Here is a 25,429-nt window from a genome sequence, read left to right on the forward strand (position 1 = left end):
CAAGTCTTAAGGGAGAAAGGGACCATTCGGTATGTTATTTAGTTCCACGGTATTTCTATTTTATTTCTTGCCGGTCGTGCTGTTGTTGTACTTCGTGTCACCACGCTGGCTGAAGAATACGATTCTACTCGTTTCAAGTTTGTTCTTCTACGCATGGGGTGAACCACGTTTCGTCCTCATCATGCTCGCTTCAATCGTCATGAACTACTTCTTCGGCTTTATGGTCGATAAGTATCGGGACGATGCGAAGAAGATCAAATGGACGATGGCGCTCATGCTTCTCGGAAACCTCGGGATGCTTGGGGTCTTCAAGTACGCGAGTTTCTTCGTCGAGAACGTCAACTCGGTGTTCGGCTTCTCGCTGAACGACCCGGAGATCCCGCTACCACTCGGGATTTCATTCTTCACGTTCCAAGCGATGAGTTACGTCATCGATGTGTATCGGAACGATGGGCGTCTCCAGAAGAACTTGTTCGACTTGGCACTTTACGTCTCGTTCTTCCCGCAATTGATTGCCGGACCGATCGTCCGTTACCAAACGGTCGCAGATGAGATCGTGGACCGCCGTGAGACGATTGATGACTTTGTCTCTGGGATCCAACGTTTCGTCATCGGTCTAGGGAAGAAGATGATTTTGGCGAACAGTTGTGGTTATGTGGCCGACCAAGTGTTCAGTCAATCGGCGGGGGACCTGTCGACGACACTCGCCTGGATTGGAATCATCGCCTACTCGCTCCAAATTTATTTTGATTTCTCCGGTTATTCGGATATGGCCATCGGTCTTGGTCGGATGTTTGGGTTCCATTTCCTTGAGAACTTCAATTATCCGTATATTTCGAAATCGGTGTCTGAGTTTTGGCGTCGTTGGCACATCTCGCTCGGAAGTTGGTTCCGAGACTACGTGTACATCCCGCTCGGCGGGAATCGTCAAGGCCCATGGAAGACGTATCGCAACTTGACCATCGTCTGGTTATTAACCGGCGTATGGCACGGAGCGAGTTGGACATTCATCGCTTGGGGTCTCTATTACGGGATTTTCATTATGTTCGAACGGGCATTTCTCGGGAAATGGCTCGCTGCGTGGCCGGCATGGCTCGCGCATGTGTTCACATTATTCGTCGTCGTCATCGGTTGGGTATTCTTCCGTGCCGATGATTTCCCATACGCGATTGCCTATCTCCAAGTCATGTTTGGTTTACACGGTGGCGAACTGTTCGACCAAACGGCATACTTCTATCTCGTCCAATACGGAACGGTTCTTCTGTTGGCGATGATTGCTGCCACACCGCTTCCGAAGATGCTGGTCGCTCATTTCTTGCGCCACGAGGTGGACTCGGAACGTCCGGTTCTTGCCGCGAGCGCAGGTCTTGCCCGAGCAGCTTATATCTTGCTCATTTTCGGCATCTCGATTTCGTACGTCGTCTCGAGTACATTCAATCCGTTTATTTATTTCCGGTTCTAAGGAGGGCTGACAATGGAACAACAAACCAAAAGCGAACAAGTCCGTTCGAAAGGACGGCGCCTCTCTTGGGTGGTCAACAGTATCCTTTTGCTCGGCTTCCTTGGCACCATCTTTTATGGACTTGCCGTTTATGCCTTCGGTAACGAGCAGGAAAGCTCGGCCACCGAGGGACGCATATTGGCGAAGCGTCCTGAGCCATCCATCGAAACGATTTTAAATGGGTCGTACATGGAAGAGTTCGAGGCGTCAGCGAACGACCAGGTGTTTGAGCGAAACCTGTGGATTGAAACGCAGGCCTGGGTGCAACTGAACGTGTTGCAACAACAGATGAATAACGGCGTCATCAGCATCGATGGATTCTTGTACGGTCCGGATGCGAACGAAAGTCAGTATTCTTCGCTCGGTGTATTCTTCAAAGAGTTCAAAAAAGAGATGGATGATGCCGGCATCCCGTCTTACTTCGCCTCGGCACCGAGTAAGCCGGTCTATGCGACGCGACAAAACATCTTCCCGGATTACATCGAGTCGGCGGATGCGGAGAATCGTGACGAGTTACATGAGCGGATCGAAGAGAATGACATCCCGCTCATCGACTTGGAGGAGACGCTCGGTGACGAACCGGGTGAGGATATCTATTTCAAAACCGATCACCACTGGCGAGCGGAAGGGGCATTTCTCGCATACGGTCAAATCATGGACCGCTTAAGCGAGCAGTTCCCGGATGCACCGGTGTTGACCGCGGATGAGATGGACGTGAAGACGGTCGACGGGACGTTTTACGGGTCTCATGCCCGGGAAATCTCGATGCCGTATGTCGAATCGGCGGACACGTTCACGTATCTCGAACCGAAAGACGGATTCACGACGACGGTCTGTCGAAACGGGGATGACTGTGGACATGGCGTCCTCGACAAAGACGTGTTGAACAACACGGACGACTTCACGAACTACTACAACTTGTTCATGGGTGACAACTACGCCCTCGCGAAAATCACGCAGGAGAATCCGAAAAATGACGATCATCTCCTCGTGTTGAAAGATTCTTATGCGAACCCGGTACTCGGCTACCTTGGCGAGTCGTTCGGGACGGTATCGGCAATCGACGTTCGCTATCTCGATGACTACGATGTCAGCATCGCGGAATATGCGGAAGAGAACGATGTCGATGCGGTTCTGTTCTTACACAATGACCGAATCACAGGACTCGGGTCGATGTATCAAGAAGGTCTGTGATCGAACGCAATTCCTTCGAAAAGGCAGGTGCGCTTCATGAACGTATTGCTACCGGTATTCTTCCACTCCGCGATGGGTGGGCTTCATCGACACATTCTCTCATCTGTGAAAGTGCTTATTCGAGAGGGTCATGAGGTGACCGTCGTCTGTAAGCCAGGTCCCTTTGCCAAAGAGGTAGAGGCGCTCGGTGGGCAGGTCATACGAACCGATTATTCCAATGAGGACGTCACCCGTGTGATCGATGTGGTAGTGACACAATCCTTCGATCTGGTGTATGCCCATCCGTTCGATTCACGACAGGTCGGCCTAGCGGTGGCAGAGACACACGGCATCCCGTTCGTCCTCGTCATCCATGGGATGTATTATGATGAGATTGAGCAGTATCATACGAGCGTCTCGCGAGTGATCGCCGTCTCGGAACGGATCGCGACCCATCTCGTGGAGCACTGTCCGGCCATCGAATCGAAGCTCATCGTCATTCCGAATGGAGTCGATGATGCATTCGTCCCGGATGTGACGAGCGTGTCGTCAGAGCGCGTGACGGGTCTATTCACCTCGCGACTAGATGCGGACAAACTGTTCATTTTAGATGTCTTTTTGGATGCGCTAGAAGACGAGCGGATCAAGTCTTTACCGATTGATTGGCTCATTGTCGGGGACGGGACACAACGGGAAAAATACGCATCACGTTATGGGGAAGCGCTTGAAGGGACCAGTCAGACGATGGACTGGCTTGGTTGGGTCGAGCAAGACGATTTACCCGAAGTGATGCGTCGTGCCGATTTCGTCATCGCCCCAGGGCGCTCTGCGCTAGAAGGGATGGCGGTCGGCAAACCGACCATCGCCGTCGGGAGCAAAAGTTATCAGGGGCTGGTCACACCTTCGACGTGGCAAGATATTGCGAGTACGAACTTTGGTGGCATCGGGACGAAATACGATGGATACACATCGGGTCGAATCGGTGATGCCATCCTCGAATTGATGGATGAGACGACGAGACGAGAGCTCGCACGTTTCTCGGCCGCACTCGTGGATGAACATTTCCGTGATGAAGCGGCGCAACGGCTTCTCCTTGATCTGCTCGAAGAGGTGAGACAAGAGGGAGTCGAGGAAATCGATTTGGTGGCTCGTTATCCACACGTTCGTTACGACCAACTGCATGCTCGTCGCGCGAATCGGCTCTGTTCGTGGAAATTAGCGGATCGGGAGCAACGACTGGAAGCTATGCGCGAGGAGCTCGAGACGACTAAGCGACACCTTGATGAACTTCGTGCGATTCAATCGGAGCAGTCTGCTGAGATCAGTCAGTTACGATTAGCCCTTCAGCGATTGTCCGACGAAACCGAATAAACACAACAAGAAGGTTATAACGTGACGATTAAACGTGATCAGCAAGACCATTTGGTTGTTCTACGAGCGACATATCAAGGAATCAATCAACCGATTCCAATCATCGTCAAATTGTCGAAGCAATAAGAAAGAACGGAGTCGCAACTGTGCGACTCCGTTCTTTTGGTCAATGTGCTGTGAAGCGAGCTGGTCCAATCGAAGAGACGAGACGTGTCGCGGCACGCAAGCAATCCAGCTGTCTCGAATACACACGGCTCACATCGGAAAAGGCAGAGGGGAGATGGTCTGAGTCTAACGGACCTTGTCGCATATAAGGAGATTCCCCGGCGCCAAGCGGTGTCGGATGAATCACGAACTTATAGTGAGTCGGGTCGAGCTCGACAACCTCAATCTCTGCAAACAGTCGTGCATCGCGTGTATACAAGAAGCGGGTGGATAACCACTTATCTGAATCTGTCATGGTTCACCAGTCCTCCCTCAAGAAGTCTTACCTCCCTTATCATAAAACAATTTTTGGATATTTCAAATGTTATTTTCATATTTATGTAAATATACTTACTTGAAATTGTAAAAAAGAGCGGATTCGTGCAATCATTTCTTTGTTTGAGTAAAGTTAGGAAAGAACGTACGAAGGCGGGGTGACAACATGAGAAAGAACGCATTAGGGACATATCGGTTCGTCATCATCCTTGGGGCGAAAGTGAATGGGACTCGACCATCCCGGGCACTCCAACATCGAATTGACGTGGCGGCCGCCTATGCGAAGGCACATCCTCATGTCGAACTGATCGCAACAGGTGGACAGGGACCAGATGAAGGGATGGCAGAGGCGCGTGTCATTGAACGAGAACTGATGGCGCAAGGAATCGATGCTACACGGATTCATGTGGAAGCGACATCGACGTCGACAATCGAGAACTTTGAGCATAGCCGTCTGTTTTGGGATGGAGCATCAGGTGTGACGATTGTGACGAATGACTTTCATGTGCCGCGGGCCCGTCTGATTGCGAGACTGTATTTTCAGCTCGAGAGCGATGCCCTATATGCACCGACCCCACCGCTTGCGAAAGGGCGATATCTCATTCGTGAAGTATTGGCGTATGTGAAGCTGTTGGGACGTTATGTATTTATGAAAGAAAAAAACTAGGCTCTTGCACTCGCAAGAGCCTAGTTTGCTTGACAGCCGATTTCTTCGTTCAGCACGTGGCCGAACGCTTCGGCGCCCTTGATATTCAAATGGACCCCGTCACTTTCGAAGTATGCTTCTTTCCCGATTGAGCGTTCATGCCAATCGATGAGGGACACGTTCTCATGAAGCTCACTGGCCCGAGCGAGTTTTTTATTGACCTCACTCTCCCATGGACGTGGGACACGTGTGTTGATCAAATAGATTTCATCTGCTCGTTCGAACTGCTTGAGCAACGTCTCGAGTTGCTCCATTTTGAAGGCACCGTTCGTTCCGAGATGGAGGAACACGACGTGACCTGGAGCATTATACGATTGGTACTGAGAGGCAACTGGAATCGCATCGCGAACTTGACGTCCGATTTGGGCGTCGATTTTCATATTCGGGAAAGCATCTGCCAAATATTCGTTCAATCCGAGCATGACCGAATCGCCAATCGCGAGAGCCGGTGGACATGTTCGTTCTTCTGGTTTTTCAGTTGGTGCTTTGTTTTCTTTTGTCGATTGATCTTCAGACGGGACTTCCTCTGTTTCCTTAGATTCCGATTCTTTCGGAACGTCCTTTGTCTCATCTTTTGGCATCGGTACTTTCACGACAGGAATTTCATCTTCGACCGGCTTCGACTCAGAGAACGCCAGAATGGTCAAATTCCCAACGAGAACGAGTGAGAGCGCGGTCGCACATGCCGTGGCGGCAAAGCGTGCGTTCGGGTGCGTCGGTGTTGAGACGAGCTGACGGAACGCTTGTTTGAATCCGTTTCGACGAATCGGTGTCTCGACGAAGCGATACGACAACTCGGCGATCAAAAGCGTCAACGCCACTTGCCCGACGGAAAGAAGTGGCGAGAAGGTCCCGAGTCGATCGAGCGGTGTCGATAGAATGATGACCGGGTAGTGCCACAAATAAATCCCATACGTCCGGGTGCCAATCACGCGAAGCCAAGCGCTTCCAAACAGTCGTGACCAAATGGTCGCCGGATGGGCGACAGCGGCAATCAATAGGGCGGATAGGAACGCGACGAGCAAGAAGCCTCCATAATAGAGGAACGCGTCGTAGGCGTTGACGGTTCGGATGATGCCAACGATGGCGATGAGCGAAATGGCGCCGCCCCCATTCAAGATGTGACGTCCGATCTTCGGAATCGTCTCTTTAAACGTGTCCGGGCGCCAACCGAACGCGAGGACGGCTCCCATAAGCAGACCGAACAAGCGTGTGTCGGTCCCGTAGTAGACGCGACTCGGGTCGGCTTCTGGTACATATCGGAATGCCATCCAGGCGGCGGAGACGAATAAAAGCGCAGCGAGTAGTTGGAGCAATCGTTTCCGGAACGCGAGACCGACGAGTAGGAGCAACGGCCAGACCGCATAAAACTGTTCTTCGATGGAGAGAGACCATAGGTTTTGAAGCGGCGATGGCTTTCCGAAACTTTCGAAGTAGGAGACTTCGTGGAAGATATACCACCAGTTGTTCACATAGGCAAGTGCCGCCAGTGAATCCTGTCGCACCGTATCGAGCAAGGAGCGGTCAAACAGCGTCACATACGTCATCACGACAGACAGCATCAAGACGAGCGCCGGCAACAAACGACGGAAACGTGCGACATAGAATCTTTTCAAATCGATTGTGCCGGTCTTCGTCCATTCGCGAATCAAGATGCCGGTAATCAAGTAACCGGAAAGGACGAAGAAGACATCGACACCGAGGAATCCCCCGGATATGTAAGGTACATTTAAATGATATAAAATGACAGCCAAGACGGCGAACGTGCGCAAGCCGTCGAGACCAGGCATATACGTTGTATGTTTGAGTGGTTTCATGCCCCCACTTCCTTTCTAGTAAAGCGGACATTTCCCTTATTTTTCAATCCATTCTTCAGTATAACGAGCGAGGAAGAGGGAATGGTTTCAAAAGATTAACAATCAAATGACGTGAAAATCCAACAAAAAAGGGACACGAGGTCCCTTGCACCTTACATCAGATTAATCAACGTCCCACCGAGTACCCCGGCGATGACGAGTGCCCACGGTGGTAACTTCCAATAAGCAATCATCACGAACAGGAAGGCGGCAAACACGAAGTCGACCGCACCGTTGACGGTACTCGTGAAGATCGGGCTGTAGAATGCCGCGATCAAAATCCCGACCACTGCCGCGTTGACTCCGATAAGAGCGCCGGCGACTTTCGGGTTATGACGGAGCGCATCCCAAAACGGAAGTGCCCCAAGGATGAGCAAGAAGGCCGGCAAGAAAATCGCGACCGTCGCCAGGATGCCACCCGGTACACCGTTAATCACCGTTCCGAGATAGGAAGCGAACGTGAAGAGCGGACCAGGGACGGCCTGAGCGGCACCGTATCCTGCAAGGAAGGCTTCTTCACTCAAGAAGCCGGCGGGTACAAGTTCTCGTTCTAGTAGTGGCAAAACCACGTGTCCGCCGCCGAAGACGAGGGCACCGGCCCGGTAAAAGCTATCGAACAAGGCAATCGTCTGATTCTCAAACGTCTCCCGTAAAATCGGTAAGATGACGAGAAGTGCCCCAAAAATCGACAGCAGAACGGTCCCGAGACGTTTCGAAATCGGGAACGCACTCGATTTCGCATCGAGGCGGTCCGGCTTGAACAACAGGAATCCTGCGAGGGCCGCAAGAAGAATGAACAGCACCTGACTGAACGTCGTTTGCCAGAGTAGGACGCCTGCCAAGGCAAAAAAGGCAATCGTTCGTGTCTTTGTATCAGGTGTCAATTTACTCGCCATTCCTAAGATGGCATGGGCGACGATAGCGACGGCGACGACCTTCAAGCCGTAAAGCCAACCTGCGTCGGACACGTCGAGCCCAGACAACAATAAAGCGAACAGGATGAGGGCAATGACCGACGGCGTCGTGAAGCCGATGAACGAGGTGATTCCACCTAATATGCCACCGCGGACAATCCCGATGCCGATCCCGACCTGTGAACTCGCCGGTCCGGGCAAGAATTGGCATAAGGCGACGAGGTCGGCGTAAGCTTTCTCATCCATCCATTTGCGTCGTCTCACATATTCCTCGTGGAAGTAACCGAGGTGGGCGACCGGACCACCGAATGAGGTGAGACCGAGCCTCGTTGAAACGAATAAAATTTCTAGTAACGTCTTGAACGTCACACGTTGTGTCGTCATATCTTCACTCCTTAATTTCTTTGAATAACTCGTATGCCTTTTGACGGGCTTCCGCCAACACAGAACGTCCTTTTTCGGTCGTCACGTAGTTTTTGCGAACGTGTCCATCGACCGTCTCGTTTTCACGAACCAAGAGCCCGTCTTTCTCCATCCCGTGCAAGATCGGATAGAGCGTACCGGCACTGATTTCATAACCGTGCTCCCGAAGCTCATCGACCATCCATGCTCCGTACACGGGATGTTCCGCGGCGTGGTGCAAGATATGGATGTGGATGAAACCGAGAAACAACTTCCGCAAGACGCGGTCTTCCATACGTGTCATCTCCTTAATATCGAAATTCGATATCGGTTTTCGAAATCAGTCTAACAAAGGTGAGGGGATGGGGCAAGGGAAGAACTTTCACTTTACGAAAACTTAAAATAAAAAGTTGGGAATGAGTTCGGAAAAAATAGGGAATCTATCACAAATGAGGTAAACTGAGTGGAGATTTTATTTGCTGAGGAGGAAGTGACGTGACAAACCCCCATCATTCTTCATACGACACATTGTTGCGTTATATGCCCCAAGGCTACGTCGAGTTTAAAGTGATTTACGACGACGCTTCGGAGCCGATCGACTATGAATTCTTTGAAGTGAATCCTGCCTTTGAGAAAATCATGAAGGGGAAGCGAAAACACTTCATCGGGAAAAAAGTATCAAGCGCCTTAAAGGACTTTGAATATAGTGAGCGGGAGTGGATGATCCAAGTGGCACACGTCGTCAACGAAGGTGGAACGGTGACGTTTGAACACTTCTCTCGGCGCAACAAGTCATGGTTCGAGATGTCCGTGTTCAGTGAACGCCAAGGATTCGTATCGGTCACGTTCCATGACATCACCCGACATGTACAAGAAAACAATGCGTTGAAGCAGCTCGTCAACGTCTCCCATCGCTTCGTCTCGACGGGTAGCGATTTATTGATGAATCAACAATTCCTCGACCAGATTCGTGATTTCACGGGAGCGAAGGCGGTCGCGCTCAATTTAATGGAGAACGATGGAGAGTCCTACACGACCGTCGCCTTATCCGGCATTGACGAGATGTTAGAAAGAAGTCTCGATATCCTTGGATTTCATCCGGTCGGAAGGAAATGGCCGATGACGGATCAGCGGCGTGACCTGTTCAAACAATCAAATCCTCGTGTATTTGATGGGATTGGTCCACTTATTGATGGTGCGCTTCCAACACGTCTCGTTAAAAATCTACTTCGAATTTTCTCGCTTGGAGAAGTCGTTCTCTTCAAAATCGAGAAAGACGGTATTTTATACGGAGACTTGACGATTGTGATGGAGCAAGGGAAACAAGCGAACCGCCTCGGTCTCGTCGAGTTGTACCTCGTCCATGTACTTCAGCAATTGACGAAAGCCGATCATCAAGTGGGTGAGACGAAGAAATCAATGTTCGATGGATTTGGCACGCTCGACTTGGAATGCATCATGGCCTTCAACACACGGCAAGTGCTACACTTGAACGATACGTGGGAGCGCGTATTAGGGTTTTCGCTTGATGAGTTGGAGAATATCGATTTTCTTAGTCTGATTCACCCGGACGATGAGGTGATCACGGAAGCAGGATTTGTGGAGCTTGAAGAACGTGGCGAGTTGTTCCGATTCGTCAACCGATTCCGGACGATCGACGATACGTACCGCTCAATCGAATGGCATTGTAAACTTCAAGGGGATTACATTTATGCGGTCGCGAAAGACGTGACGGACCGGGTCCAATTGGAAGAAAAGTTGGCCGACCGGGACCGCCTCTTGACGAAACTATCCGACCAAATCCCGGGTGCCATCTATCAATTCGAATTGTTGCCTGACGGGAGCTTCAACTTCCCGTTCTTTAGCCGGGGCTTTGAAGATATGTTAGGGATTTCGGCAGAAGAGGTACAGGCGGATGCGAGTCTTGTCTTCCGCCGGATGCACCCGGACGATTATCCCCATGTCATGCAGTCGATTGATGAATCGTATCGTAATTTGACGATTTGGGACGCAGAGTTTCGTGTGTTGACCGAGGACGGACGAACCATCTGGATTCTCGGGTCATCTCGTCCGGAGAAGATTGCGGAAGGCCATGTCTTGTGGCACGGTTATATCGGAGATGTCACGGAGAAGAAAACATATGAGAAAGAGATTGAGTATCTCAGTTACCACGATCAATTGACGGGCATTAAAAACCGGCGTTACTTTGAAGAGGCGTTGGAGCGCTATGATGATGACCACTTTTATCCGCTCACACTCATCGTCATCGATATCAACGGGTTGAAGCTCACGAACGATGCGTTCGGACACTTGGTCGGAGACCAGCTGCTCGTCGAAGCGGCGAATATTTTGCGAAATGAATTGCGCGCGAAAGATGAAGTGGCACGAGTCGGAGGCGATGAGTTCGTCGTGATCTCTCCGAATACGACGCTCGATGAGGCGAAACAGCTGTCGGATCGTCTCGGTCGTCTCTTCCACGAGCAGACGGTTGAGGGATTACCGATTTCCGCATCATTCGGTGAAGCGGTCAAACATGACTCGAATGTCGAATTGACCGAGGTGTTCAATTTAGCGGAAGATCGGATGTATCACCACAAGGTTTCTGAAAAGCAGAGTCGACGCCACTATTCCATTCAAATCATCATGCGCACGCTGTATGAGAAGATTCCACGAGAAGAAGCGCATTCTCAACGAGTCGCCAATTTAGCGGGGCAACTGGCAGAAGCGATGGGCTTCACGAATGCTGAAGTGAATGAGATTCGAACGGCCGCTATTCTCCATGACATAGGAAAAGTAGCAATCAGCAACGATATTTTGGATAAACCGGGCGAGCTGACCGAATCGGAATGGTATGAAATCAAACGCCACCCGGAAATCAGTTACAATATTTTAAGTACCGTACCCGAATATGTCGCCTTATCGGAAATTGTCTTGGCGCACCATGAACGATGGGACGGGAAAGGCTATCCGAAAGGCTTGAGTGATTATGACATCCCGCTCGCCTCGCGAATTATCGCCGTCGCCGATACGTTCGATGTCATGGTGACGGGGCGACCGTATCGACAAGCGAAGACGATTGACGAGGCACTTGCCATCATCAAACAAGAGGCAGGGAAACAGTTCGATCCGACGCTCGTCGACGTCTTCTTTGAAAAAGTCGTGCCGACACTTCAACAATAAACAAGCGAGTCCTCCTGAATGTGGGGGACTCGCTTTTTCAAACGGTCAGGGGTCGTTTCTTCAACACGAGGATGGTGAAGAGGAAGACGATGCCGGTCATGCCGATCATGACAAGGATGGAGAGGAACGGGAACTGTCCCTCATACATCGTGATGACACCGTTATTTAACCAATAGGTCGGCAAGAAACGACCGACGAGTTTCAATGAATCCGGTAACCAAAGGAGGCTGATGAATGCCCCACCGGTGATAGCGGATGCCATCGTGACCGAGATTTGAAAGATGTTCGCCTTCTCCCGATTCGTCGCAAAGACGGCGATGAGACCACCGAGTGCCAGACAGACGAGCAAATAGGAAGAAAACAAGGCGAACACGGTCGGAAGATGTGTCCATACGTCCTGACCATATAGAGCGAGGCTCACACCAATCAACAGCATCACGTAGACGAAGCCGACGAGATAAAAGGCGAGGAGCAGGGAGGCGAAGTAACGCCGTGGTGTCACCGGTGAGGCAAACAACCGCGCATAAATCTTCTCGTCCCGGTCGTCTGCGACAAACATGGGGATGAACTGGAGAAAGGTCGACATCATGATGAACGACAATAGACCGAAGAAGGCTTGTGTCCGAGCGGTCGTGGCGACACTTTCCTGAAAAGGTTCACTTGAAAGTGTGTAACCGTTCGCCGTCTCAATGGATGCGAGCTCTTCGAACGTCGCTTCCTCATAGTTGCTCGCTTCGAGCAGTTGACGTTCGCGGGACAGATGACCGTTCAGCGCCTGCTCGATCAACGAGGCATCACTCCCGGCGATCGCAGAGAAGGAGAGGCGAGGCATGTCTCCTGTGAACGCCTGTTCCGTGAAGTCTTCTGGAATGATGAGGACGATATCTTCTCCTTCTAACAAGACATCCTCCGTGCTCGATTCGAGCAATGTGACCCGACCAAATCGTTCGGCCTCGTCAATGAGACGTTCGGCGAGGAGTCCACCATCCCGGTCGACAATCCCGATGGATGCGTTCAAACTGGACGTACCACCGACGAAGGAGAGGATGAGCGCGAAACCGAACATCGACACGAAGGTGAACACCCACAGTCCTTTCTTTCGAAGCATCCGTTTGGCCACATGTCTAATGAGTACCATGACGCTTCACTCCTTTCGAGAGAATGTAGCTGAATGCGATCAAGACAAGGAGATGAATCCCGAGCAATCCGAGGCTTTGCCAATACAGATTCATGTCCCCTTCCCGCAGGAGCACGGCTAGCATCCCGTCCCGCATAAAGATTGGCATGAACACGTAGGCGGCCCAGGGCGCGTAGTTCAGCGTCACTTGGTCAAAACCGGGGACGTAGCCACCGGATAGAATCATGAGGATGGCAACGAAGCCGTTGACGATCGCATCCTTTGTCGTCGCGCTCAACTTCGGCAAGTTGACAATCAGAAATCCGATGGCGACCCCGTACGCGGTCAAGGCGAACCAAGACAGAATCAGATAGCCGAACTGTACGTTCGCCAAGTCGAATGTGCGATAGACGAAATGGCTGAACCAAAACAAGAGGATGAGCTGCAACAAGATGATGACGTAGCGACTGAACGTCCGCGCGAGTCGATACTCGACCGTTCGGACTGGGGCCGCTTGGATGCGTAAGTAACTGCCTGTATTCGGTTGCTCTTCTCGTGCCATCGATGTGATATAAAACGACCCGAACAATGCCGTCATGATTGAAATCGTGACGGTGAAATACTCGAGCGAGGTCGGGGTACGTCCTGCCAAGTCGACACTTTCCGTATCGAGCCAAGCCTCATTCACATATGGGGCCGACACGCCTGCTTCAGCGAGTGTGATCTGTTGATTGGCGATGGCTGTATACTGACCGAGGATGGCATCGAGGACGTCGAACTCGACCGTCGTCGGTTCCTCATAGAAGAGTGTGATGTCAGGTCCATCGAGTTGCAAGATGACATCGGCATCGCCATCGTTCACACCTTGTTCGGCAGATGGGAGGTCAGCGTATGGAACGAGTCGGATGAAAGCTTGAATGTCTTCTTCATTTAAAAAGGCCTCGAGTGGCTCGCGATACTGGTCGGTCGACGATTCGACGTAGGCGACGTTCGTGACCGGAAGTTTGAACGTGTCACTGAAGACGGCCGACAGCATCGTCCCTAGTCCAAAGATGAGGATGAGCGGAAAGATGAGCATCCAAAAGAGGGTGGCTCGGTCCCGTAGTCGCTGTTTTACATCATATTTGATGAAGGTCCACATGACGCCCCTCCTATTCCCGAAGCGTCTTCCCCGTCAATGCCAAAAAGACGGTATTGAGGGAAGGACGGTCGACCGTGATGGAAGTGAAATGGACATGTTCTTGATGGAGCGTCTCAAGGAGCGGGGCGAGCGGCGTGTCCTTGTCTAACGACACCTCGATGTACGGCTCTTCATACTCCACTTTTTGAACGTGGTCGAGTGCATCGAGTCGTTCGAGCAAGTGAGGTGTGAGCGCATCGACTTTGATCCGGGCCGTCTCGAGCGTCATGACACGGTCTTTCAGTTCGTCCTGCGTCCCTTCGGCGATGATCTTTCCTTCATCGACGATGGCGATCCGGTCGCAGAGGAGTTCGACTTCTTCCATGTAATGAGACGTGTAGATGATGGTGGCACCGCGGCGGTTCAGTTCGCGGATGTTCTCTAGAATGGTATTTCGCGACTGCGGATCGATGGCGACGGTCGGTTCATCCATGAAGATGAGTTCGGGTTCATGGACGATGCCACAGGCGATATTGAGGCGACGGAGGAGACCGCCGGACAGTTCGGGCGGGCGTTTCTTTTGATGGGCATCGAGCTCGACGAAGTGGAGCGCGGCCTCGGTCTTTTGTTTCGCTTCTTTCGGACTGAAGCCATACAGCTCCGCAAAAAATTGGATGTTCTCATAGACGGTCAGCTGGTCATAGACGGAGACGTGTTGCGGCACGATCCCGACGCGGCGTTTGATGGCCAGTTCGTCTTTTGGCATCGCTTTTCCAAAAATGTGAATCGAACCGGAGTCCGCCTCGTACAGATTCAACATGACCGAAATGGCGGTCGTCTTCCCGGCACCATTCGGTCCGAGCAACCCGAACAGTTCGCCTGCTTGCACGTTCAGACTGAGGTCGTTCAAGGCGATCGTATCCCCGAACCGTTTCGTGACATGGTCGAGCGAGATAATGAACATCGTGATACTCCTTTCGCATATGAAATATTCCTCGTTCTACACAAAGGTGTTCGAGGATTGTCACGAATTTACCTGTCCGGAACGCATGAAATGTGCAATAATCTAATTATTCAGATAATTATAGTGTCGAAATGAGGGATTTGGATGAAAGGATGGCAATTCAATAAACAAGAGGGGGCATTGTTCCCAGACGAAATCGTGCTTTCTGCGTTTTGTACAGTCGAACCGAAACGAATGGATTCGACACTCCCGTTCTATTATGATGAGTCGATTTTTCGTTTCACGAATAAGCATGGAGAGACGTTCTACTTTAAAATATCCCCGAGCTATCACGAGTTTGAAATCAATATTAAAGGTGGGGACGGGGAGCTTGTATATTATCAACTGCTCCGTACCGTCAGCAAGGTCGAGATTTTAGAAGACCGGCGAGACCACGCAGAGTTATTGATCGTCCTAGCTGAAGATCGAAAGCGGACCGTGACGTCAATCGAATTGACCGTCCGACCGCGTTTTCGTGTGCTCGTGAAAGAGCATGAGATATAAGGAGTGTCAGGTTCAAGAGCGGATGCAAATCCGCTTTTTGTTTTGCCGAACAAAAAGACAGCCACGACGTGACTGTCCCTTCAGCGGTTATTTCGTTAAAAAGATTTGAACATGGATGGTCGACCCTTGGGCATCGGTCGCTTTGCCGATCCCGAGGTGCGTATAATTCGCATTCAAGATGTTCGCACGATGACCACTACTGTTCATCCACGCATCGACCGCCCGGACCGGGTCGCTCGATCCTTTATAGATGTTCTCTCCCCAGCCCCGATATAGGACACGGTAAGCGTCTAACGTGTCCCCGGGTGTGCCGTTCTCCTTGAGCGTGTGTGAGAATTGACCCGTACGCGCCATCTCATCGGCACGGACTTGAGCGACACGGTTCGCCTCACTCGAAGCGGCGAGAAGAGAGAGGCCGGCAGCATCTCGTTCTTTGTTCGTCTCGGTCAACACATTGACGGGCGACGTGAAGCTGACATGGTTGGCGAGGATGTAACCGGTGTATGAACCGTAGCGCACCTTGTACCATCGTGATGTGCCGGTATAGCGATATGACACAGTCTCAAGTTCTGTACCCTGCCGGACGAACTTGACGTTCGAAGAAGTCGTGAGCGGACGTGATTTTAAATAAACGCTCGACGGTTTGACGTACGTCGGTTTCGTAAATTTCACCTCGGCAGTGGACAAGCGGACATACTTGGCGGGCAGATAAGCGTAGCCGCTGCCCCATTGAATCTTATACCAGCGCACACCGTCCAATTGGAACGATGTTCGGACACGCATCGAACCGTCTCGCGGAATGAGTGCAAGTCGTTTCGCGCTCAAAGAAGGCGACTGCCGGACATTGAGTTGACTAATGTTGGTCACGTAACCGGTTGTGTTGATCGACGTCTCATAATAGGCTTGGACGCGGTTGATAGAGAAGGGCGACCCGATCACACCGAGTGTCAGAATGATGGTGAGTAGTAGAGAGAGATGCTTCTTCAATGGAATCGACTCCTTTTGTGGGACTCCCTATATTCTATATTGTTTGGGTGATTTTTGGTTTTACCATTTCATTACAAAAAGGATGGACTCTTCGTGAGCCCATCCTCGCGTCATTTATACAGCAAATACTCTTTTCGAATCGGGAGGAAGGCGTCCCGCTCGTTCTCGATTTTCGAAAGGATGTCTTTAAGCGGGGCTCCCTCGAGAATCATGTCTTTCACGTAGGCGTTTCCTGTCAGTTTCGTGATGAAGTCGTTCGCTAAAAATTCGAAGTCGTCCGGATACATGTCATGAGCCGTTTGAATCATCGCGATCCCGGTTCGCGTCGATTCGAATCGAACCGGGTCGGTGACATACACCTCAACCCCGTGCGTCAGTTTGCCCGCATGCTTGGAGAACGTCGGAGTGAACGAGGCGGCCCGGAAGGCGACACCCGGCAACTCGAGTTCGTTCAGCTTATTCGCATAGTCATGCGCTTTTATATACGGCGCGCCGATCAGCTGAAACGGTTTCGTCGTCCCGCGACCCTCGGATAGGTTCGTCCCTTCAAACAATCCGGTCGCAGGGTAGACGTTGACCGTGTCGGTCGTCGGCATGTTCGGGGACGGCATGACGAACGGGAGGCCCGTGTCCTCATACATCATCGAACGTTTCCATCCTTTCATTTTGACGACTTCGAGGTCGGCTTGAATCTGATACTCGGTGTTGAACAGTTGCGCGAGTTCTCCGACGGTCATCCCATGCTTTAATGGAATCGGATAGAGACCGATGAAGCTGGAGTAGTCCGGGTCGAGCACCGGACCGTCGACGCGAAGCCCACCTTGTGGGTTCGGACGGTCGAGGACGACGAACGGAATATCGTTCTCGGCAGCGGCTTCCATCGCATACGCCATCGTATAGATATACGTATAGTAGCGTGTCCCGACATCCTGGATGTCAAAGACGAGCACGTCGACATCTTGTAGCATCTCAGCCGTCGGTTTCTTCGTGGCACCATATAGACTGTATACGGGCAATCCCGTCACGTCATCGATGTAGGAGCTGACGGTCGACCCGGCTTGGGCGTCTCCTCGAACGCCGTGTTCCGGTCCGTACAGTGCCGTCAATTCGAAGTCATCGGACTGGTCGAACAGGTCGACGATGCTCGTACGTTCCGCGTTGATCCCGGTCGGATTCGTGATCAGTCCGACCCGTTTTCCTTTCAAGATTTCCGGGTTTTCCATCAACCGGTCGACCCCGAGTTCGACCTTTGGTTTTTTCGGTTCAGACTTCGCATCGGCATCCAACCAGACGATGGAAGTCGTGAGGATCGTCAACGCAGCCATACCACCCATCCATTTTTTCATCAGAAGTTCCTCCTTTAATTCATGTAAGCGCTTCAATTTCTTAACAGGAGTGTACCATCCGGAAATTAAATTTCAATATTTAATCATAAAAATAGGAATTTATATTTCTTAATTTCGTACTATTCTCCTAATCGCACACAAAAAACGTGCCCTTCGATTAAAGGCACGTTCCTTCTTACTTATCTGACCGCGAGCGCTTTCCATCCGGTCGCGCTCATGACGGCGCTCACTTTTGATTTCGGGATGACCAAGCGTCCACGATATGGGTCGTTGATATACAAGTTTGATTTGTCATAGCCGGTTGCCAACATGACGTGATAGTTGACGTAGCCGGTGAACTTCTTGTTCGAAGCGGTGTACCAGTTGAAGTAGCCGTACGGTTTGTTGAAGTCGACGCTCGCCCAGACGATGACCGGGTTACCCATCGACAGTTCGCGCTCGATCGAGCCGAGGCCTTGGTTGGACAAGTCTTTCACCGGACGATATTTGCTGGCGAATCCGACCATGCCTTTCGGATAAATCCCGTAGTTCTTATATTTGCCGAGCGTCCCTTTCGGATCTCCCGTGAACATGACGTTTGGGTCGACCCAGCGATAGAGACGGTTCTCATAACGTGCGTTCCACATGCTCTTTGGCATCTCGTTATATAAGCTCGAGGCGCTGACGGCACGACCTTTCTCTTCAAGCGCCATCTTGAGGGAGAAGAACTCGCAGCCGGACGGATAGCCCATCGGGAACTGACGATAGAGTGGGACGCTCATCTTATAGATGGACAGTGCCTGAGAATAGGCGCCACGCGCATCGAACGAGGCGTTGCCGACACGACGGTTTTGATACATCTTTCCATACGTGTCAAAGTAATACCACTTGCCGTCGATGGCTTGCCAATCCGTCTTCTTCGTCAACGCGGGAGCGTAATACTCGTACTGGGTCGTATATTTCCATCCTTTCTCGGGGACACCCGTCGAGTGGAAATGATACGTCTTCCCATCCAATCGGAATTTCCCTTGTAGCCGGTATCCGTAGGTCGGGTGGAATCCGACCTTCTTCCCATCGACCGTTTGGAACCCATATTCGCGTCGTCCGTATGAGTCGAATGAATAGACGCGTGCATTTAGTTTATGGACACCTTCTAACCGATACCCGTACGTCGGATGGAACCCATACATGACACCATCGATTCGCTGTAGCCCATACTTGCGGTCGCCGTATTTTCCGAACAAATAGTGTCGATTGTTGATGCGATAGAGTCCTTCGAGACGGTATCCGTAAGTGGGATGGAAACCGTACATCTTGTCACCGATCCGGGCGAGTCCTTGGCGACGTACCCCGTCATCCCCGAAGTAATAGCGACGTGTGCCGATCGTCTGCCATCCGGTCGCCCTCTTCCCTTGCTCCATCAAATAATATTTCTTGCCGTCAATCGTATACATCCCTGTACGGATGGTGCCGTCTGGGAAGAAATAATGCTTGGCGTCACCAAGCTGCTGCCATCCCGAGAGACGGACCCCATCCTCGTTGAAGTAATAGCGCTTGCCGGCGATTGTCTGGAATCCCGTGACGGGTTGACCGGTCTCATCGTAATAGTAGACGAGACCGTCCCGTTCCTGCCAGCCGGTGAGTAGTTTTCCGTTCTCGTCAAACGTGTATGTCGTGCCGTCAATCGCGTAAGCACCCGTGACGAGTCGACCGTCTGTCTCAAAGTAATAGGTAGCCCCTTCGATTTCCTGCCAACCTGTGAGGAGCATGCCATCTTCATTCAGATAGTATGTATGGCCGTCGATTTCTTGCCATCCCGTCAAGACCGTCCCGTCACTCGACGTATAGACGATGCCATTCTCCGTCTGTTGGAATGAACCTTCCGCATGTGTCAGAAGGGGAGAGGTAAGGAGGGTGCCGGCAATTAAACTAAATAGGGTAGTTGTCTTCCACTTCATATGAGTAAGCCTCCCGATTTTCAAAAAATGCTATATAAAATAATATAACCATTTTTATCCAAGGGAAGATAGTGGCAAATGAATCATTTGTGAGGTCAGACGTTTACGCCGAATGACTCATGAATCGAAGTCGTTTCGATGCCACGAAAAGGGAGAGGAGAACGACAACGGTTCCCGTCACGAGTGGCCACACGAGATCCACTTCGGTTAGAAGCACCTGGCTCGATTGTGGACCGAGCATCCATGGCATCCAATCGAGGTCGACCCATCCGATGAGGAGCGACATGACGAAATGGAGACCGAGCGTCAAGACGACCGCGACGACCCCGCTCTCAATTATGGCAGCGAGGAGAATGAAGATGGAGAGCTGAACGACGAAATGACAGACGAGAAGTGCCGTCGAGACGAGAAATGCGGGTACATCAAACGGCTCGAAAAGAATGACCGTATAGTACGCCGCCGCTAATTGGGCGAGTAAGAGGCCACCGACCGTCAAGAGGACGTAATGGGCCCATTTGCTGACGACGATGCGAGACGTCGGAATCTGTAACGATTTGAGCCAGGCGAGCGTCCCGTTCGTCCGCTCATGACTGAACGTGTGCATCGCCGACAACAAGACGACGAGAAGTCCGATTTGACGGAGCTGTTCACTGACTGAAATCAATACTTCTTCTGGTGTCGGCGTCGGGAGCTCGATGACGGCGCCGTCCGGTAAGTTGCCGCCGGAGGCGAGGATATCCGGTAAGAAATAGAGCGTGAGCGGTTGCATCGAGGCAAGGAGCATGAGCACGATTGGGATCCAAATGAGTCGTTTGTTCGACCATGACTCTCGCCATTCCTGTTTAAAGATTGCGGTACGCATCAGGCGTTCACCTCCAAGAATAAAGATTCGAGTGACGGGTGCCCGACGTGTAGTGATTGGATGATGAGATTCCGTTCCAGGATGCGCCGCAAAATCGCCCGTTCGGCGAGATTCCGGTCCGTTGACTCAAACGTCCACGTCGAACCACGTTTCGTTGTTCGGGTCACGCCTTCTAACTGCGTCCAGTCTGCTTCACTCGTCTGATCATCAAAGAGACGCAACTCAATGGTCGACTTCGAACCGAGCAGGTCGGTCACGGTTCCTTCCATGAGCAATTTGCCTTGGCGAAGCAGGAGCACCCAGTCACTTGCCTCTTCGGCATCCGGCAGGACGTGCGTCGAGTACAGGATCATTCGCTCTCGTTTCAAGTCACTTAATAGATCGAGTACTTCTCGTCGACCGCGTGGGTCGAGTGCCGAGACCGGTTCATCGAGCAGTAAGAGTTCCGGGTCATGGACGAGCGCTTGGGCAATCCCGAGACGCTGTCGCATCCCTCCCGATAAGTTCGCTGCCGGCCGGTCGACCGGTTCGAGCCCGACTCGTTTCAATAGTTGAATCGGCTCGACGTGTTTGGTCCCCGTCAATTCAGCGGCATACCGAATCGTCTCGACGGGAGTCAACGATGGATAGAGGGCAGGGCGCTGAGGCAAATAGCCAATCCGAATACGTTCGTGTCCGGTCATATCGCCACTTGTCGGTTCGGTGACGCGGGCGAGCAAGTTCAAAAGCGTCGTCTTCCCGGCACCGTTTTCTCCAAGGAGGGACGTGCAACCCGGTCGTAATTCGAAACTGACATCATCGAGCGCCGTGAAGGAGCCGAATCGCTTCGTTACATGTGTGATGTTCATCGCGGAGTCCGTCCCCATAAGAAGTAGATGATTGGGCCGAGTATGTTGATGAAGACGATGACGAGAAGCCATACCCATTTCGGGCCATTCGTCATGTCGCGTTTGAACAAGTCAATCAAGGCGACGACGAGCAGGATGAGTTGCAAAATCAAAACAGGTAGTAAGATGAGAAAAAGGGTATTCGGGTCATTTGCGATGTCCATCGCGAGAACCTCCTTTGAATTAGCTGTCTTTAAAACATTCTACATGAACGGTATGTCCCCTGTATGTGACACAAAAAATCCCCATCTCACGACGGAGATGGGGACGATGCATCATTTCACGATAATAACAGGAGCGAGAGCACGTTTGGCGAGTTTATGACTCACGCTACCGAGCACGAACTCTTGGAACGTGTTCAATCCGCGTGATCCGACGACAACATATTCGTACGGCTCATGGTTCGCATATTTGACGAGCTCGACGTCCGGCTCCCCACGAAGTTCGATGTATTCGTAGGCTATGCCTTCTGCTTCCGTCAAGTCGAACAATGGCTTGAGCATCTGCTTTCGCTTCGTCTCCAAGTCGATCTTTCCTGTCGAATTGAGGGCCGCTTCTTTCGATTCTTTCGCACTGATGACGTGTACGATGTCAATCGATGCATTCGACGCCTTTGCGAGCTGAATCGCTTTTTCAAGCGCACGTTTCGAGTGGGCAGAACCGTCTGCCGCTAAAAATACCTTTCCCATGAAAACTCCTCCTCTTTCGCACATTCTACTTTTAGTATAGGTGATTTCACGAGTCGGGGGAACGGTGAATCAGTGCCCTGCGTTCGCGTCTTGTTGCTTCAAGTGAAGGGCGAGCGTGTTGAGCAGTTTTTCCGAGTCTTTGTTCAAGTTGAGCAATTCGGGTTCGATGCCGACTTCGCGATATTTGAAGACGACCTTGTCGATGGCGCCGATGGCCGAGTCGTCCCACAGATGCGTGTTCGCAAAATCGATCGTGACGTGTTTGATCCCCGCTTCCGCGTCTTCTGCCACATCGAACTGATTGACGAATTCAGACGTCGAGGCGAAGAAGAGCTGTCCGTTGACCGTATAGTCGGCGCGGTCGGACGTGACGCTTCGACCGAGGTCGATTTTCGAGATTTTAGCGGCGAACAAGATGGCAGCCGTCAAGATTCCACCGAGCACTCCGAGAGAGAGGTCATGCGTGAAGACGGTGACGAGTACCGTGACGAGCATGACGACCGTGTCCGACTTTTGTGCGGTACGCATCGCTTTGAGCGAACCCCAATCGAACGTCGCGTACGAGACGAAGAACATGACCCCGACGAGCGCGCCGACCGGGATCAGCATCAATACGTCACTGATCGTCATGATCATGATGAAGAGGGCAAGTCCGGCTGTGAATGTCGAGAGTCGACCACGGGCACCAGACGAGACGTTGATGACCGATTGTCCGATCATCGCACATCCTGGCATCCCACCGAAGAATCCGGCGACGATGTTCGAAATGCCTTGTCCGCGCGATTCGCGGTTTTTGTTCGAGTCCGTTCCTGTCATGTCATCGACGATTTGAGCCGTCAAGAGCGACTCGATCAAGCCGACGAAGGCGAGTGAAATCGAGTACGGCAAGATGATCATGAGTGTCTCGAGCGTGAATGGCACGTCTGGGAACAAGAAGTCTGGAAGCGTCGCTGAGATCGTTCCCATATCCCCGATGTTTTTCGTGTCGAGTCCAAGCGTGATTGCGAGGACCGTCATGACGACGATGGCGACGAGCGGTGCCGGAATAGCTTTCGTCACACGTGGGAACAAGAAGATGATGGCGAGCGAGGCGGCGACGATTGCCCAGATGATCCAGCTCTCTCCTTCAAAGTTAGAGAGTTGCGCCTGAAAAATCAAAATGGCGAGCGCGTTGACGAATCCGACCATAACGGCACGCGGGATAAATTTCATCAAACGGGCGATGCCGAGGTAACCGAGAACGATTTGGATGATTCCGGTCAGAATACCAGCGGCCAGTAAATATTGAAGCCCATGGTCGGCGACAAGCGAGACGACGACGAGCGCCATCGCACCGGTCGCAGCCGAGATCATCGCCGGACGACCTCCGGCAACGGAGATGATCATCGCGATAATAAAGGAGGCATAGAGCCCGACCATCGGGTTGACTCCCGCGATGAGGGAGAAGGCGATGGCTTCCGGGATGAGCGCCAAGGCGACGACGATCCCGGCCAAAATGTCGGCCCGGACATTTCCGAACCATTCATGTTTCAACGTATTCAATCTTTCCAAAAGAACACACCTTTCTATTTATAATGATTTGATTTTCGAGTCTCACGAAAATCAAAATAATGGAATCCGTTCATTTTCAACGTGTTTCATCATATCGAATTGAGTCCAAAATGACAATTGCTTCACGTATAAAACTATGGTAATTTCATAACGTACAGGTTATATAACGAATTTGTTATATGAAAGGTGGGGAGAAGATGTATGCCGTTGAAGAATTGAGCAAGGTGCTCAAGGTGCTCGGGGATCCGACCCGATTGACGATGTTGAAACAAATGGAGGCAGGCGAGCAGTGTGCGTGTAGTTTCGTCGACTGTTTCGATATCTCGCAACCGGCGATTAGCCGTCATTTGAAAATGTTACGTCAGGCGGGACTACTGTTAGAACGTCGAGACAAACAGTGGATTCATTACCGATTGAACGAGACGAGCCCCTTTTATCCGCTCGTCATGGAGTTGTTAGCCAATCTAGAAACCGTCGGACCGAGCTGTGATTGTGAGCCGGATTGTGCAATGTAAGGAGAGAGACAATAGAGACTATAGGAGGAACTTATTGTGCAGTGGATTGCTAGTTTAATTTTTCTTGTGACGCTATTTCTCATCATCAAGCAACCGAAAGGCCTCGGCATCGGTTACTCGGCGATGGGGATGGCCGTCATCGCCCTCATTTCGGGCGTCGTCAATCTTGACGACGTCGGCACGGTGTGGGGCATCATTTGGAACGCGACGTTCACCTTTATCGCAATCATCATCATTTCGCTCATTTTAGACGAGATTGGATTTTTTGAATGGGCCGCCTTACATATGGCGCGAATCGCCAAAGGTGGAGGGGTGAAGCTCTTCGTTTATATCACGTTACTCGGTGCGCTCGTCGCGGCCTTGTTTGCGAACGACGGGGCAGCGCTCATTTTGACGCCCATCGTCTTAGCGATGGTCCGGGCTCTCAAACTGCCGGACACGATCGTCTTGGCATACGTCATGGCATCCGGATTCATCGCCGATACGGCGAGTCTCCCGTTCATCGTCTCGAACCTCGTCAACATCGTTTCAGCCGACTTCTTTGATATCGGCTTCGCCGAGTACGCCGCGCGGATGGTATTCGTGAACGTGTTCGCGGTCGCGGGGAGTCTGCTCGTCTTGTATCTATATTTCAAAAAAGACATCCCGAAACAGTATGACGCCTCACAGTTGGCTGAACCTTCGTCCGTCATTAAAGACCATACGATGTTCCGCTTATCGTGGGTCGTACTCGGGTTACTGGTCATCGGGTACTTCACGAGTGATTTAGTTGAAATCCCCGTTTCGCTCGTCGCGGGTGTCATCGCCTTGTTCTTCCTCGTGATGGCAAATCGCTCGTCAGCGGTACAGACGACTCAAGTCGTGAGAGGTGCACCGTGGGCCATCGTCTTCTTCTCGCTCGGGATGTATATTGTCGTCTACGGTTTACAAAACGCCGGACTCACTCAAGTATTGGCGAACTTTATCGATTGGTTCGCGGTTAACAGCTTCAGTGCCACGTTCGGGATGGGCTTTTTGGCCGCCATCTTGTCATCGGTCATGAACAATATGCCGACCGTCATGATTGATGCGCTCGCTATCGACTTGACGCATACGACCGGACAGATTCGGGAAGCGTTAATCTATGCGAACGTCATTGGTTCCGATCTCGGTCCAAAGATTACCCCGATTGGGTCGCTAGCGACGCTTCTATGGCTCCACGTCCTTCGTACGAAAGGCCTCAAAATCGGATGGGGACAGTACTTTAAAGTCGGGATCATCTTGACGATTCCGACATTGGCTATCACGTTGCTCGGCCTATACATCAGCTTATTAGTTTATTGAGGAGT

Annotated in this window: 23 protein-coding genes; 8 read left to right on the forward strand and 15 right to left on the reverse strand. The window is 51.6% G+C overall.

The window, feature by feature from the left end; genetic code table 11:
• The first annotated feature begins 31 nt into the window (after positions 1 to 31).
• The 3 genes from KNO61_RS10465 to KNO61_RS10475 are packed head-to-tail and all read left to right on the forward strand — an operon-like array spanning position 32 to position 4,045.
• Complete coding sequence (locus tag KNO61_RS10465; RefSeq protein ID WP_214873201.1) at positions 32 to 1,462, forward strand: MBOAT family O-acyltransferase; 1,431 nt, start codon at positions 32 to 34, stop codon at positions 1,460 to 1,462.
• A 12-nt stretch (positions 1,463 to 1,474) separates the two neighbouring features.
• Positions 1,475 to 2,695 (forward strand): DHHW family protein, encoded by a 1,221-nt coding sequence (locus KNO61_RS10470; RefSeq protein WP_214873203.1) that lies wholly within the window; start codon positions 1,475 to 1,477, stop codon positions 2,693 to 2,695.
• 36 nt (positions 2,696 to 2,731) lie between these two features.
• On the forward strand, positions 2,732 to 4,045 hold the full coding sequence (locus tag KNO61_RS10475) for a glycosyltransferase family 4 protein (protein WP_214873206.1): 1,314 nt from the start codon (positions 2,732 to 2,734) through the stop codon (positions 4,043 to 4,045).
• Between the two features lie 166 nt (positions 4,046 to 4,211).
• Here KNO61_RS10475 and KNO61_RS10480 read toward each other — a convergent pair whose 3' ends face one another.
• Positions 4,212 to 4,505, reverse strand: coding sequence for a hypothetical protein (locus KNO61_RS10480; protein ID WP_012727102.1), 294 nt, complete (start codon positions 4,503 to 4,505; stop codon positions 4,212 to 4,214).
• A gap of 186 nt (positions 4,506 to 4,691) precedes the next feature.
• Here KNO61_RS10480 and KNO61_RS10485 point away from each other — a divergent pair, with 186 nt between their 5' ends.
• Positions 4,692 to 5,192: a YdcF family protein gene (locus KNO61_RS10485; protein WP_214687339.1), complete on the forward strand. Its 501-nt coding sequence runs from the start codon at positions 4,692 to 4,694 to the stop codon at positions 5,190 to 5,192.
• 20 nt (positions 5,193 to 5,212) lie between these two features.
• Here KNO61_RS10485 and KNO61_RS10490 read toward each other — a convergent pair whose 3' ends face one another.
• From KNO61_RS10490 to KNO61_RS10500, 3 genes are all read right to left on the reverse strand, one after another.
• Positions 5,213 to 7,048: an acyltransferase family protein gene (locus tag KNO61_RS10490; protein WP_214873208.1), complete on the reverse strand. Its 1,836-nt coding sequence runs from the start codon at positions 7,046 to 7,048 to the stop codon at positions 5,213 to 5,215.
• Between the two features lie 152 nt (positions 7,049 to 7,200).
• Positions 7,201 to 8,385, reverse strand: coding sequence for a chromate efflux transporter (chrA, locus tag KNO61_RS10495; protein ID WP_214873210.1), 1,185 nt, complete (start codon positions 8,383 to 8,385; stop codon positions 7,201 to 7,203).
• Positions 8,386 to 8,389: 4 nt separating this feature from the next.
• Entirely contained in the window at positions 8,390 to 8,698 is a 309-nt protein-coding gene (locus KNO61_RS10500; protein WP_211782405.1) for a PadR family transcriptional regulator, read from the reverse strand.
• A 200-nt stretch (positions 8,699 to 8,898) separates the two neighbouring features.
• On the opposite strand from KNO61_RS10500, the gene KNO61_RS10505 reads away from it, so the two are divergent.
• Positions 8,899 to 11,583 (forward strand): HD domain-containing phosphohydrolase, encoded by a 2,685-nt coding sequence (locus KNO61_RS10505; protein ID WP_214873212.1) that lies wholly within the window; start codon positions 8,899 to 8,901, stop codon positions 11,581 to 11,583.
• A gap of 37 nt (positions 11,584 to 11,620) precedes the next feature.
• Here the strand turns inward: KNO61_RS10505 and KNO61_RS10510 are convergent, their stop codons facing one another.
• From KNO61_RS10510 to KNO61_RS10520, 3 genes are read right to left on the reverse strand one after another with little or no spacing between them, the layout of a single operon-like run.
• A complete protein-coding gene (locus KNO61_RS10510) occupies positions 11,621 to 12,721 on the reverse strand; it encodes an ABC transporter permease (protein ID WP_214757790.1) in 1,101 nt (366 codons plus the stop codon).
• On the reverse strand, positions 12,708 to 13,841 hold the full coding sequence (locus KNO61_RS10515) for an ABC transporter permease (RefSeq protein ID WP_214873214.1): 1,134 nt from the start codon (positions 13,839 to 13,841) through the stop codon (positions 12,708 to 12,710). Before KNO61_RS10515 ends, KNO61_RS10510 begins: the two co-directional genes overlap by 14 nt.
• A 10-nt stretch (positions 13,842 to 13,851) precedes the next feature.
• Positions 13,852 to 14,784 (reverse strand): ABC transporter ATP-binding protein, encoded by a 933-nt coding sequence (locus tag KNO61_RS10520; RefSeq protein WP_214683703.1) that lies wholly within the window; start codon positions 14,782 to 14,784, stop codon positions 13,852 to 13,854.
• Positions 14,785 to 14,928: 144 nt separating this feature from the next.
• Between KNO61_RS10520 and KNO61_RS10525 the strand changes: the two genes are divergently transcribed.
• The gene (locus tag KNO61_RS10525; protein ID WP_159562802.1) at positions 14,929 to 15,327 is read left to right on the forward strand and encodes a hypothetical protein; all 399 of its coding nucleotides are present in this window, start codon (positions 14,929 to 14,931) and stop codon (positions 15,325 to 15,327) included.
• An 87-nt stretch (positions 15,328 to 15,414) separates the two neighbouring features.
• On the opposite strand, the gene KNO61_RS10530 is transcribed toward KNO61_RS10525, so the two are convergent.
• The 8 genes from KNO61_RS10530 to KNO61_RS10565 all read right to left on the reverse strand — a co-directional run bounded on the left by KNO61_RS10530 (position 15,415) and on the right by KNO61_RS10565 (position 23,586).
• A complete protein-coding gene (locus tag KNO61_RS10530; RefSeq protein WP_214757786.1) occupies positions 15,415 to 16,314 on the reverse strand; it encodes a CAP domain-containing protein in 900 nt (299 codons plus the stop codon).
• A 110-nt stretch (positions 16,315 to 16,424) separates the two neighbouring features.
• The gene (locus KNO61_RS10535; RefSeq protein WP_371815839.1) at positions 16,425 to 17,648 is read right to left on the reverse strand and encodes an exo-beta-N-acetylmuramidase NamZ family protein; all 1,224 of its coding nucleotides are present in this window, start codon (positions 17,646 to 17,648) and stop codon (positions 16,425 to 16,427) included.
• Positions 17,649 to 17,839: 191 nt separating this feature from the next.
• Positions 17,840 to 19,597 carry a C39 family peptidase gene (locus KNO61_RS10540; RefSeq protein WP_251028308.1) on the reverse strand — a complete coding sequence of 586 codons (1,758 nt, stop codon included), beginning with the start codon at positions 19,595 to 19,597 and terminating at the stop codon, positions 17,840 to 17,842.
• A 103-nt stretch (positions 19,598 to 19,700) separates the two neighbouring features.
• Positions 19,701 to 20,459, reverse strand: coding sequence for an ABC transporter permease (locus KNO61_RS10545; RefSeq protein ID WP_214687319.1), 759 nt, complete (start codon positions 20,457 to 20,459; stop codon positions 19,701 to 19,703).
• A complete protein-coding gene (locus tag KNO61_RS10550) occupies positions 20,459 to 21,307 on the reverse strand; it encodes an ABC transporter ATP-binding protein (RefSeq protein WP_078147433.1) in 849 nt (282 codons plus the stop codon). Before KNO61_RS10550 ends, KNO61_RS10545 begins: the two co-directional genes overlap by 1 nt.
• Complete coding sequence (locus KNO61_RS10555; protein ID WP_078147432.1) at positions 21,304 to 21,510, reverse strand: PLD nuclease N-terminal domain-containing protein; 207 nt, start codon at positions 21,508 to 21,510, stop codon at positions 21,304 to 21,306. Before KNO61_RS10555 ends, KNO61_RS10550 begins: the two co-directional genes overlap by 4 nt.
• 111 nt (positions 21,511 to 21,621) lie before the next feature.
• Positions 21,622 to 22,035, reverse strand: coding sequence for a universal stress protein (locus tag KNO61_RS10560; RefSeq protein ID WP_047794988.1), 414 nt, complete (start codon positions 22,033 to 22,035; stop codon positions 21,622 to 21,624).
• A gap of 69 nt (positions 22,036 to 22,104) precedes the next feature.
• Entirely contained in the window at positions 22,105 to 23,586 is a 1,482-nt protein-coding gene (locus tag KNO61_RS10565; protein WP_047794989.1) for a SulP family inorganic anion transporter, read from the reverse strand.
• Positions 23,587 to 23,783: 197 nt separating this feature from the next.
• Between KNO61_RS10565 and KNO61_RS10570 the strand changes: the two genes are divergently transcribed.
• Positions 23,784 to 24,101, forward strand: a complete 318-nt coding sequence (locus tag KNO61_RS10570) for an ArsR/SmtB family transcription factor (RefSeq protein WP_214873216.1) — start codon at positions 23,784 to 23,786, stop codon at positions 24,099 to 24,101.
• A gap of 36 nt (positions 24,102 to 24,137) precedes the next feature.
• Complete coding sequence (locus KNO61_RS10575) at positions 24,138 to 25,424, forward strand: arsenic transporter (protein WP_214873218.1); 1,287 nt, start codon at positions 24,138 to 24,140, stop codon at positions 25,422 to 25,424.
• The last annotated feature ends 5 nt before the right edge of the window (positions 25,425 to 25,429 follow it).

This window comes from Exiguobacterium sp. s140 (assembly GCF_018617035.1).
Lineage (GTDB): Bacteria > Bacillota > Bacilli > Exiguobacteriales > Exiguobacteriaceae > Exiguobacterium > Exiguobacterium profundum.

What these genes read in the sequence shown, in the direction of transcription:
- KNO61_RS10545 (WP_214687319.1), bottom strand. Translation starts at nt 20,459, where the DNA reads ATGCGTACCGCAATCTTTAAACAGGAATGGCGAGAGTCATGGTCGAAC.
- KNO61_RS10470 (WP_214873203.1), top strand. Translation starts at nt 1,475, where the DNA reads ATGGAACAACAAACCAAAAGCGAACAAGTCCGTTCGAAAGGACGGCGC.
- KNO61_RS10465 (WP_214873201.1), top strand. Translation starts at nt 32, where the DNA reads ATGTTATTTAGTTCCACGGTATTTCTATTTTATTTCTTGCCGGTCGTG.
- KNO61_RS10500 (WP_211782405.1), bottom strand. Translation starts at nt 8,698, where the DNA reads ATGGAAGACCGCGTCTTGCGGAAGTTGTTTCTCGGTTTCATCCACATC.
- KNO61_RS10515 (WP_214873214.1), bottom strand. Translation starts at nt 13,841, where the DNA reads ATGTGGACCTTCATCAAATATGATGTAAAACAGCGACTACGGGACCGA.
- KNO61_RS10555 (WP_078147432.1), bottom strand. Translation starts at nt 21,510, where the DNA reads ATGGACATCGCAAATGACCCGAATACCCTTTTTCTCATCTTACTACCT.
- KNO61_RS10520 (WP_214683703.1), bottom strand. Translation starts at nt 14,784, where the DNA reads ATGTTCATTATCTCGCTCGACCATGTCACGAAACGGTTCGGGGATACG.
- KNO61_RS10490 (WP_214873208.1), bottom strand. Translation starts at nt 7,048, where the DNA reads ATGAAACCACTCAAACATACAACGTATATGCCTGGTCTCGACGGCTTG.
- KNO61_RS10510 (WP_214757790.1), bottom strand. Translation starts at nt 12,721, where the DNA reads ATGGTACTCATTAGACATGTGGCCAAACGGATGCTTCGAAAGAAAGGA.
- KNO61_RS10535 (WP_371815839.1), bottom strand. Translation starts at nt 17,648, where the DNA reads ATGGGTGGTATGGCTGCGTTGACGATCCTCACGACTTCCATCGTCTGG.
- chrA (WP_214873210.1), bottom strand. Translation starts at nt 8,385, where the DNA reads ATGACGACACAACGTGTGACGTTCAAGACGTTACTAGAAATTTTATTC.
- KNO61_RS10540 (WP_251028308.1), bottom strand. Translation starts at nt 19,597, where the DNA reads ATGAAGTGGAAGACAACTACCCTATTTAGTTTAATTGCCGGCACCCTC.
- KNO61_RS10480 (WP_012727102.1), bottom strand. Translation starts at nt 4,505, where the DNA reads ATGACAGATTCAGATAAGTGGTTATCCACCCGCTTCTTGTATACACGC.
- KNO61_RS10475 (WP_214873206.1), top strand. Translation starts at nt 2,732, where the DNA reads ATGAACGTATTGCTACCGGTATTCTTCCACTCCGCGATGGGTGGGCTT.
- KNO61_RS10570 (WP_214873216.1), top strand. Translation starts at nt 23,784, where the DNA reads ATGTATGCCGTTGAAGAATTGAGCAAGGTGCTCAAGGTGCTCGGGGAT.
- KNO61_RS10560 (WP_047794988.1), bottom strand. Translation starts at nt 22,035, where the DNA reads ATGGGAAAGGTATTTTTAGCGGCAGACGGTTCTGCCCACTCGAAACGT.
- KNO61_RS10550 (WP_078147433.1), bottom strand. Translation starts at nt 21,307, where the DNA reads ATGAACATCACACATGTAACGAAGCGATTCGGCTCCTTCACGGCGCTC.
- KNO61_RS10485 (WP_214687339.1), top strand. Translation starts at nt 4,692, where the DNA reads ATGAGAAAGAACGCATTAGGGACATATCGGTTCGTCATCATCCTTGGG.
- KNO61_RS10525 (WP_159562802.1), top strand. Translation starts at nt 14,929, where the DNA reads ATGAAAGGATGGCAATTCAATAAACAAGAGGGGGCATTGTTCCCAGAC.